Annotated in this window: 6 protein-coding genes and 2 pseudogenes; 4 read left to right on the top strand and 4 right to left on the bottom strand. The window is 55.1% G+C overall.

The annotated features are described in order from the left end of the window. Positions 1 to 216 precede the first annotated feature (216 nt). Entirely contained in the window at positions 217 to 573 is a 357-nt protein-coding gene (locus AB7E14_RS14875) for a hypothetical protein (protein WP_042999656.1), read from the top strand. 76 nt (positions 574 to 649) lie between these two features. Here the strand turns inward: AB7E14_RS14875 and AB7E14_RS14880 are convergent. The 4 genes and pseudogenes from AB7E14_RS14880 to tctD form a co-directional block, all read right to left on the bottom strand. Next, positions 650 to 4,942, bottom strand: a pseudogene (locus tag AB7E14_RS14880) (autotransporter outer membrane beta-barrel domain-containing protein); the annotation flags it as partial. A gap of 240 nt (positions 4,943 to 5,182) precedes the next feature. Further along, positions 5,183 to 5,296: pseudogene (locus AB7E14_RS14885) on the bottom strand (ESPR-type extended signal peptide-containing protein); the annotation flags it as partial. Between the two features lie 756 nt (positions 5,297 to 6,052). Beyond that, positions 6,053 to 7,480, bottom strand: coding sequence for a sensor histidine kinase (locus AB7E14_RS14890; protein WP_316962820.1), 1,428 nt, complete (start codon positions 7,478 to 7,480; stop codon positions 6,053 to 6,055). Continuing rightward, positions 7,467 to 8,141 (bottom strand): transcriptional regulator TctD, encoded by a 675-nt coding sequence (gene tctD, locus AB7E14_RS14895; RefSeq protein WP_428169634.1) that lies wholly within the window; start codon positions 8,139 to 8,141, stop codon positions 7,467 to 7,469. Before tctD ends, AB7E14_RS14890 begins: the two co-directional genes overlap by 14 nt. 152 nt (positions 8,142 to 8,293) lie before the next feature. Here tctD and AB7E14_RS14900 point away from each other — a divergent pair, with 152 nt between their 5' ends. From AB7E14_RS14900 to AB7E14_RS14910, 3 genes are all read left to right on the top strand, one after another. Continuing rightward, entirely contained in the window at positions 8,294 to 9,271 is a 978-nt protein-coding gene (locus AB7E14_RS14900; protein WP_042999652.1) for a Bug family tripartite tricarboxylate transporter substrate binding protein, read from the top strand. A gap of 14 nt (positions 9,272 to 9,285) precedes the next feature. After that, complete coding sequence (locus AB7E14_RS14905; RefSeq protein WP_042999651.1) at positions 9,286 to 9,717, top strand: tripartite tricarboxylate transporter TctB family protein; 432 nt, start codon at positions 9,286 to 9,288, stop codon at positions 9,715 to 9,717. 10 nt (positions 9,718 to 9,727) lie between these two features. Further along, the coding region (locus AB7E14_RS14910; RefSeq protein ID WP_428169635.1) for a tripartite tricarboxylate transporter permease at positions 9,728 to 9,952 on the top strand (225 nt) is incomplete at its 3' end.

The following is a 9,952-nucleotide window of genomic DNA, read 5'->3' on the forward strand; positions in this document are numbered from 1 at the left end:
CACGAATCTAAAAAGCATGGTAGAAAGAACGATAAATAACCATAGTCATGTCGATATTAATTTGTCGCCGTCAACGCCAATCAGCATGACGCGCTCCTGACGTAACACATGGAAAAAATCGATATTTCCCGCTTACAGTTTTTTCCTAAAGCCAGCGCTTCGTTTAGATGCCATGCTTAATCACGCTAATAACTTATAACGTAAAGCGAGGACATGATGAAAAAGACTCTAATCGCATTATCTGCACTTCTGCTGGCTTCTCCTGTTTTTGCCGCTACGACACACGCAACCGATAATGATGTCGCTGCCGCACATGAAAACGCAAATACAGCGAAAGAGAAATTACACCAGGCGCAGAATCAGGGTGAAGAGCAAAAACTGAAAGCAGAACACCGCGCCGAAGGTAAACAGGATAATATCAGCAGCAAAGTTAGCGAAGGCTCGCAAGAAACCTGGCATAAAACTAAAGAAGGTACTGAAAAAGGCTGGAACGCCACGAAAGAAAGCGCTGAGCAGGGCTGGAATAAAACCAAAGAAGGCGCAGCCAGCGTAGAGAAGAAAATCAGCGAATAAATCTTTCGCCCTGATCATTAAAGAATAAAAAAGCCGCTTACGCGGCTTTTTTATTTCTGCTTTTCCCCGTCTGAACTTACCAGCTGTATTTCACTCCCAGCATGCCCTGGGTATCGCTGTAGCCTTTATCACCCAGTTGTACACCGACATTCCCCCAGACGCTTAAACGGTTATTCAGTTTACCCTCCACCCCGGTACGCACCTCACCCAGATTGCGCGCGCCATCACGGCTGATTTTCACGCCATCCATCTTCACGCCGAAGGATTCGGTATTGTGGATCCAGTTCACTTCGACATAGGGCTGGAACTCACGCTGCTGTCCGTCATCCATTTTGTGATGACTGTTGAGGTACGTTTTCACCCCAAGACGCGTCTGAATGTTGCCATCACCTTCTGTTTCAATGCGCGTACCATCATGCCGGGTATGCGAATCCGACTTCACGCCCATCCAGGTGACCTGTGCCTGCGGCTGGATGTACCAGGTGTTCAGAGAACCCTGGCTGCCGCTGAACGTACCGGCTTTCAGGGTGTAACCCGCTTCCAGCGAGGCCGTCAGCCCTTTAGAGTCATAGCTGTCGCTCTCACGCTCGTCCGCATCCACCGTGTTGTCGAACCAGTTGTACAGCAACCAGCTATCAACATACGCCCCCGTGTTATCCACGGCATTCTGATACCAGGTTCCGTACAGACCGGCGCTGTAGCCGCTGGTACGTCCGTCTGAACCGTATCCTGCTCGGTTACTCTGGGTGTTGCTGTGCTCATTGGCGTAACCGCCCATTACGCCGAGATGCCAGCGGTCCAGCCCATCCATACTCCACTGTGCAATGTCGCCGCCCAGTTGCAGCACGTAGCGATTGCTCTGTGTTTTCAGTTGGCCGTCCCCCGCCGAGGAACGTTCATGCCCGCCGACGTGGCGCATCCACATGCTGCCAGCCAGCCCTTCATCCTGGAGCGCATTGCTGTACTGCGGCTCGCCGAGACGATCGTGCAGACGGTGAGCAAACAGCGTGTTCGCAGCAGAAATATTGCTGGTATAGCTACCCGCTTCCGGTCGCAGAACATCCACCGTCCGCGGATCAACAACCGGCGGGTTGTCCGAATCAATCACACCATTCCATTTGCTGGTCAGATACCAGTTTTTCGCCGCCTCGCCGGTTCCCTTCGCCAGCGTGTAGACATACGCACCGGCCTCCACGGAGCCACGGGTCAGGGCGAATTGACCGGCTGAATTGCCCTCCACTTGCACCAGTTCAATGCCGTTGCGGGTCTGCGCGCCAATACCGCCGACATTATTGACGTCCACCCGCGTGTTACCGGAGGTATCGCCATGTACGGTCAGTTTGTCCGTGGCGGAATCATCACCGCCGAGGGCTGTGTTAAATACCATCAGACCGTCATTACCGTGGTAGTTACCGTTCACATCCAGGTGATTACCCGGCTGCATGCCCGAACGCCCCAGGATCACAGTGCCGCTGTGAGTCAGATTGCCGCCGACTGTAAAGTCGGACACCTGCATCGTCCCGCCGCTCATCACATCCACATCCCCGGCGGTGCGACCATACCCCGACAGGGTAGCGCCATCGTGGATATTCACCTGCTGGTTAGCCATATCGACGGCAGAATCGGCATCGCTACCCAGCGCAATCTCACCGTCGAGAATATCGGTGATGCCCGTCCAGGATGTCAAATCCTGTTTCAGTGTCAACACGCCGCTACCGGTCTTGGTCAGATTGCCTGTGCCGCTAATGGCATTGTCCAGCGTCCAGTCCGTGTCCGTCGCTACCGTCAACAGGCCGTTATCCGTCACAGAAGCAGTGCCAAGGTTCTGCTGTTCACTGACGGTCAGTTTGTTGTCTGTGTCGATATTGAACAGGCCGCTAAAACCGCTGTTATCCCCGCTGACGACCACATCTGACATGTTTGCCACATCAATGCCTCCCGCTCCGCTGAGGGTGTTCGTCAGCGTGCCGACAACGCCATTCAGGGTTAATGTCCCGCCGTCGACGATATCGCCGCTGCCTGCACCCAGCACATCATTTACGCTCACTTCCGCCCCGCTGCTGATGGTCGTTTTGGCCGTCAGGGCAGCGTTAGCACCGTCAATCGTTAACAGGCCGCCGTTAACATTCAGCGCGCCGCTGCCGGTCAGACTTCCCTCGCTAAGCCCGCCGTTCGACAGGGTCAGCGATCCGCCATTTAGTGCTAAGGTGGAGTTGGACTGTCCTGTCAACGTACCCGCCGTCTGGGTTGTACCATTGAGATCGGCGGTTGCTCCACTACTGATGTGCAATTCGCTGGTCTCGCCCAGCGCGCCATCGGCGTCGGTACGCAACGTCCCGGCCTGCACCAGCGTGGCACCACTGTAGTCGTTCAGGCCGTTGGAGAGCGACACGACATCAGCCGTATTCACCGCCAGATTGCCGCTGCCGGAGATCGTCGCCGACATATCAGCGCCAGCACCCGTCGCCCCCGCATACGGCGACAGCACCAACGTTTGCCCGGAGAGAATATCCAACGCCTTCAGACCGTAGTTTACATACAGGCCATTACCCGGTGCGGTGGTCAGGCGAAAACCATACTGCCCGTTCGCCACGGTCGTCCCGTTCTGCGCTATCTGAAGGGTTTTATCTCCCGCAATCGGCGCACCGTTTTGATCGGCAAGCGTCAGTGAACCACCCGACCCAAGCACAATCGACGCTTTCACCAGTTGTACGCCAATCCCGGCGTCATCCTGCTGGAGCAGGTTTGCGGTAGTATCTGGATTCGCCGCCGCGCCAGTATCGTTCCAGGGATCGGCAAGGTTTACTTTCACCGTGCCGGTACCGTCTGCCTGATATTCGCGTCCGTTGTACATTACCCCCGCTGCGCCGGCAACCAGGGTATTGACCGACACCAGACTGTTGGAGATCGTTGCCCCCGGAAGCGTAACGTCAAAAGCCAGCGTGCCCCCATTAAAAAGTAGCCCCGTAAGATCCTGCGTACCGCTGACGGTTGTGGTGTTCCCCGCACTGCTGATTAACAGCGATTGTGCCAATGACGAAGCGTTATTCCCGGAAAGCGCAAATGTGCTATTTCGCAACTCAACCGCTCCGCGAAAACTGTTGCCGACGGCAGGCGTAAAGGAAAAGACATCATCCCCAGCGTGCAGATTGACAGACATCAACCCCGTGCCGTTCAACACATTGCTGAAGGCAAAGTCATTAGTGCTGGTGTCGGTGGCACCGACAATTTCGAGCGTGCCATCACTGCCAATCGTCACTTCACTGCTGCCAAGGCCGGTTCTGTTAGCGCTAGATTGCAGAGCCGAGGTGAGCGTGCCGCCATTGACCAGGGTCTTCCCGCTGTAGGTATTATCCCCCGTCAGTACGGTATGCCCGGCCTGATGAACAATCGTTCCCTGGCCGGTAATCGGCATAGCGAGCTGATATCCTCCCGCGGTGGAGGGATCGTTGGTGGTGTGATTGAGCACAAGAGAACCGGTACCCGAGCCAAACGTCACGCCGGTCACGCCGGAAATCACGCCCGCTCCGGCGGCGGCCTGTCCCTGAGCCGCGCCAATGTTCACTACGCCGGTGCTTGAGGCATTCTGCGCAATGAACAGTATGCCATTCAGGTTAAGCGCGCCGCTGTTACTCAGGTTGAGAGTACCGTCGCCCACAGCGCCGACGGTGGCTGACGTCGCATCCAGACGCGATCCGGCGCCATTGATATTCACCGTCCCCTCGCCGCCATTTGCCGCCAGGCTCACCGCGCTGGCAACCACTTTCCCACCCGACTGAATATCCAGTATCCCTGTCGCGGAATGACCCACGTTGAGTTTTTTGGTGACGTCACTGGCGTCAGCGATCCGCCATTCCCCACCGTTACTGATATTCACTCGCCCGTAACCAGCAGGCGAACGTCCCAGCATACTGTCGGCGCTACTGCGTACAATGGCAGAGTCAGAGATATTCAGCGTTCCCGAACCATAATCCCCGACCCGCAGCGCGCCGGTGCTCATTGTTGAATTCTGACCGCTAACGCTGACGGTTCCGACCCCGGCCTCAAAACTGCCAATCGTTGTCATACCGGCGTTCAGCGCACCGCCCTCTTCAATGTTAATCACTCCTGTACCGCCATAACCAATATTCAGGTCCTGGAGCGCCCCCGAAGGATTCACTAAATTCCACAGCCCACCCGAACGGATCGTAGCGGACCCGTGACTGCCATTTGATCCGCCCAACACGCCCAACCCTGAAGTATTCACCACCGCAGCGTTGGAGATGGTCATGGTGCCGACACCGTACTCGGCAATGGTCATCGCTCCTGAACGTAACGAAGAGCCGGAACCATCGACGTTCACCGTACCGTTCGCCTGGGTGTTATCGCCGATAATGAGCTTGTAGACATCCGATCCTGCCACCACACCGCCCGCGAGAATATTCAGCGTGCCCACGCCGTTCATGCCGATGAAAGTGTAGTAATCCAGTGAATATCCCGTCGCCACGTTGACCACCTCGCCATTATCAATAATGGCCGAATTGGCGGGCAGAGAGGCCAGCAGCAGCAGTGACAGGGCACTACGTTTAAAAAGCGGTTGCAAAGCATGGTGTTGTTGCGCGGAAGAGGACGTTGTATTCAAAGATGAATGGGTTGATGACTGGCTTGTCCCTCTCACCAACTCGGAACAAACCTGAAATACCTTCAGAACTTCATTCCATATAACGCGATAATTTGTGTTCATAAAAAATGCTCATAATCTGATAAAATGTTTATATGCGGTGTAATTGTTTTTAATACGCAACATAGAATCGATAAGCTTCCCTCACCTGGAAATGGGAAATAGAGGGCTATTCAGAAATGAATTCTGAACAGTCTTAAATTAAATAATCTATTGATGGTGTTATAATGATTTCACATATTGTCTCCGACAATAGTATCCATGCTTGAGTAAATAACGAACATCCAGGCTCCACGATTTACTCTCCGGAGAGGGCGTTAATGAATCACAGACCATCGTCAGAAATAAAAAACAATATTATGCAAATATATAACGCGTGTCCCTGTACAAAACATCCACTCATGCCAGTTGGTGACTGACAACACACGATAAATTCAGACCTTCTGGTGACGACCCGGGATCGGTTCGGCGGCAGCCATTGCGGCTTGCTGTTTGGTTAATAATGTTTATGTAATTCTTGCGCTCAGTTTTACACTCGCCTAAAAAGCTGTCAATACGCCCCCGGACTATTAGCCTGAACATTAATATCAGAAAATAATAATTAGTGAGCATAAATTCCTGGGAAGGACAGATGACGAAATTCTATTTTTCCGTATCATGAAAGGGAAAATAGAGAGGAACCCTGGATTTTTATATTGCGCAATAAGATTTTTAGCATTTTGCCAGCGTGTAAAAACTGCCTTTGAAAAGCACTTTTTGCTAAAAGCTTTTATGGCCCAATGTGGTAATTCCGGCTATCTGATTGTCTATAAAGAATATTTATGTTTTCATCGGGATGTGAGCGACCACTAAAAAGCGAACCCGAACATGTAAACCGCCTAACGTAGTGCTGCGTGAAAGATGAGGATGGGTGCGATGCAAACGGGCAATATCAGAAACCAGCGCCAGGCCAATGCCTGCTCCGGCTTCCGTTCCGGCATTTTCAAGACGATGGAACGGCAGCATTGCCTGATGAATCTGTTCATCTTCGATGCCAGGACCACTGTCCTCGACCTCCAGCACCACGGCCTCACCTTCCCGACGTAACCTGGCGGTCACCGTCCCTTGCGCCGGGGTATATTTCAGGGCGTTATCCAGCAAATTACCGCACAATTCCCCCAGCAGGACATCATCACCGTCTATCCATATCGCCTCCAGCACGCCTTCATAACCCAGGTCGATGCCTTTACTGCGCGCCTGCGCCAGTCGCGTGAAACAGCTCGTCTGCACCACCTCGAACAGATTGACCGGTGAAAACTGCCGCTCCCCCTGCTCTTTTCGCTTCACCGCTGAAAGCTGTAACAACCTTTCCGTCAGCAGGATGGTGTTGTCCAGCGTCGTACTCATCGCCCGTAAACTCTCGTGCCACTGCTGAGGCTGTTCGCTGGCAAGCGCCACGGCGGCCTGCGTTTTCAACACGGCCAGCGGGGTTTTCAGTTGATGAGAGGCATCGGCGCTAAACCGTTCCTGCCGGGAGATCAGCGCGCGCAGGCGATCGAGATAGCGGTTAAACGCGACGATCAGCAACCGCGTCTCCGACCAGGGCAGCAGTTCAGGTAACGGCGTCAGGAGTTCCGGTTCACGTCGCACCATCAGTGAGGAGAGCTGGCGCATCGGCCGCAGCACGCGGCGCAGCAGCCAGCCGACCAGCACCAGCGTCAGCAGCACCAACAAACCCTGCGTTACCGATGACGAAAACAGCAGTTGTCCTGCCAGGTAACGCCGCGATTGTAGCGTCTCTGCGACGTAGATCTCCGCCATCCCGACAATGCCGCCCTCGTTTACCGGCTGCAACAGGCGCGCCACGCGAATGGCCTGCCCCTGATATTGCGTATGATAAAACCAGGCCAGCGCAGGGTAGAGTTGCGTACGAGAGGTGGAAGGCGGCATTGCCGGCAGGTCGTCGTAACCCGAAATCACCTTCCCCAACGGATCCACCACTTTATAGTACAGCCGGTCGTTCATGTTCAGTTCAAAGCTGTCCAGCACCACCCACGGAACATTGACCTCCAGCGTTGCATTGCGGACCACCAGCCGCTCCGCCACCGTGCGGGCAGACGACAGCAGCGTGCGGTCATAGGCCTGCGTTGCCGCCTGCAGGGCGCTGACGTAGCTGTTAAACGCCGACAGTCCCCACAGCAGAATCAACGGTAGACCAAGAAACAGCATCAATTGCAGGTATAACGACTGGGGTTTAACCCACCTCATTGCCGCACTCCAGCACGTATCCCAGCCCGCGCAGCGTGGTGATCCGCACATTGCTGCCCTGTAATTTTTTCCGCAGACGATGAATGTACAGTTCGATACTTTCGGGGCTGACCTCATCGTTCAGGCTGAAGACCTGTTCGAACAACTGCTGGCGCGATACCGGACGGGTTCTGCGATACATCAGCACCGTCAACAGCGCCAGTTCACGCGGGGTGAGCGCCAACGGTTGCTGCTGAAGCAAGAAATATCCTTCGTCATGGAATGCCAGATCGCCCAGTTGCTGAAGCTCCTGTACCTGTCCCGCACTGCGCCGGAGCAAAGCCCGCAGCCGGGCGTCCAGTTCCTCAAGTTCGAAGGGCTTGGGCAGATAATCATCCGCTCCGGCATTGAGTCCTTTTACCCGATCCGCCACCGCGCTACGCGCTGTCAGCAGCAGCACCGGCAGCGTCTGCGCACGCTTACGCAGACGCTGCACCACTTCCAGTCCGTCGATCCTAGGCATATTGATATCCAGAACCGCCAGCGCATAGGTTTCGCTATGCAGAAGATGGTCGGCAGCCAGTCCGTCGAACACACAGTCCACGGCGAATCCGCTCTGCACCAGCGCTTTTTCCAGCCAGTGAGCCAGCTCACGGTTATCTTCCGCCAATAAGAGACGCATATCACATCCTGTAAAGTTTCTGCCGCATTGAAAGGGAAATGAAAGGTTAATGTTTTAACAATCACGCAACTGAACCGCTACATGTTGGTTCACATAATCAAAAAATAATCTTCCGAACCCTACCATCCGGTTCTCCGGCGTGAGGATAAATAATGAAAAAACAGTTCGTTCGTACCCTTGCTGCAAGCGTTTTACTGATGAGCACCTCTGTCCTGGCGCAAGAAGCGCCGTCGCGTACCGAATGTATCGCCCCGGCGAAACCGGGCGGCGGCTTTGACCTTACCTGCAAACTGATTCAGGTGAGCATGATGGAAACTGGCGCTATCGAGAAACCGATGCGCGTCACCTACATGCCGGGCGGCGTGGGCGCGGTCGCCTATAACGCGATCGTCGCGCAACGGCCCGCCGAAGCGGGGACGGTCGTGGCGTTCTCCGGCGGTTCGCTGCTGAACCTGTCGCAGGGTAAATTTGGTCGTTACGGCGTGGATGATGTGCGCTGGCTGGCGAGCGTCGGTACGGACTACGGCATGATCGCCGTGCGCGCCGACTCGCCGTGGAAGTCACTGAAAGATCTGCTCACCGCGATGGAAAAAGATCCCAACAGCGTGGTGATTGGCGCCGGGGCCTCTATTGGCAGCCAGGACTGGATGAAGTCGGCGCTGCTGGCGCAACAGGCTCACGTCGATCCGCACAAGATGCGCTATGTCGCCTTTGAAGGCGGCGGCGAACCAGTCACCGCACTGATGGGCAATCATGTACAGGTGGTTTCCGGCGATCTCAGTGAGATGGTGCCCTATCTGAGCGGCGATAAAATCCGCGTCCTCGCCGTCTTCTCTGAAAACCGTCTGCCCGGACAACTCGCCAATGTGCCTACCGCCAAAGAGCAGGGTTACGACCTGGTCTGGCCCATCATTCGCGGCTTTTATGTCGGCCCAAAAGTCAGTGATGACGAGTATCAATGGTGGGTGCAGGCATTTGAAAAACTCCAGCAGACCGACGCGTTCAAAAAGCAGCGCGACCTGCGTGGCCTGTTCGAATTCAATATGACGGGTCAACAGCTGGATGAGTATGTCAAAAAACAGGTGACCGGTTACCGCGAGCAGGCGAAAGCCTTTGGGCTGGCGAAATAAAGATGGAGGCTCCGATGAGCGATCGTATTTTCGCCGGTATCTGGCTGTTGCTGTGTATCGCCGGGCTGTTTATCGCCTGGCAAATTCAGAGTGAATACAGTTACGAACCGGTCGGCCCGCGTCCGTTTCCGCTGGGGATTATCGCCCTGATGGCGCTGTGCGCGCTGGCACTCCTGTTACGCCATCCGGATGTTGTGGACTGGCCGCGCCGGCACGTCCTGCAAAAACTGTTAACCATGGTGATCGTCCTGTTGATGTACGCCTGGGGCTTTGAGTGGCTGGGCTTCCCTGTCGCCACCGCCATTCTGACGCTGGTGATTGGCATTCTGTTTGGCGCCACATTACCCGCCGCGGGCATTTCCGGCGCGATCCTCGGCGTCGCCCTGTGGTATGCCTTCGACCGCCTGCTTGATGTCACCTTACCGCTCGGCGCCTGGCTGAGTTAACGGAGAAACGATGGATACCTGGATATATCTTTCTCAGGGTTTTGCGGTGGCGATGACGCCGGAAAACCTGGTGATCGCGCTGATCGGCTGCTTCGTCGGCACCATTGTCGGTCTGCTGCCGGGTCTGGGGCCGATCAACGGCGTGGCGATCCTGTTGCCACTGGCCTTTGCTTTGCATCTGCCAGCGGAATCGGCGCTGATCCTGCTGGCAACGGTTTACATTGGTTGCGAATAC

This window comes from Citrobacter sp., from assembly GCF_050252275.1.
Classification (GTDB): domain Bacteria; phylum Pseudomonadota; class Gammaproteobacteria; order Enterobacterales; family Enterobacteriaceae; genus Citrobacter_A; species Citrobacter_A amalonaticus.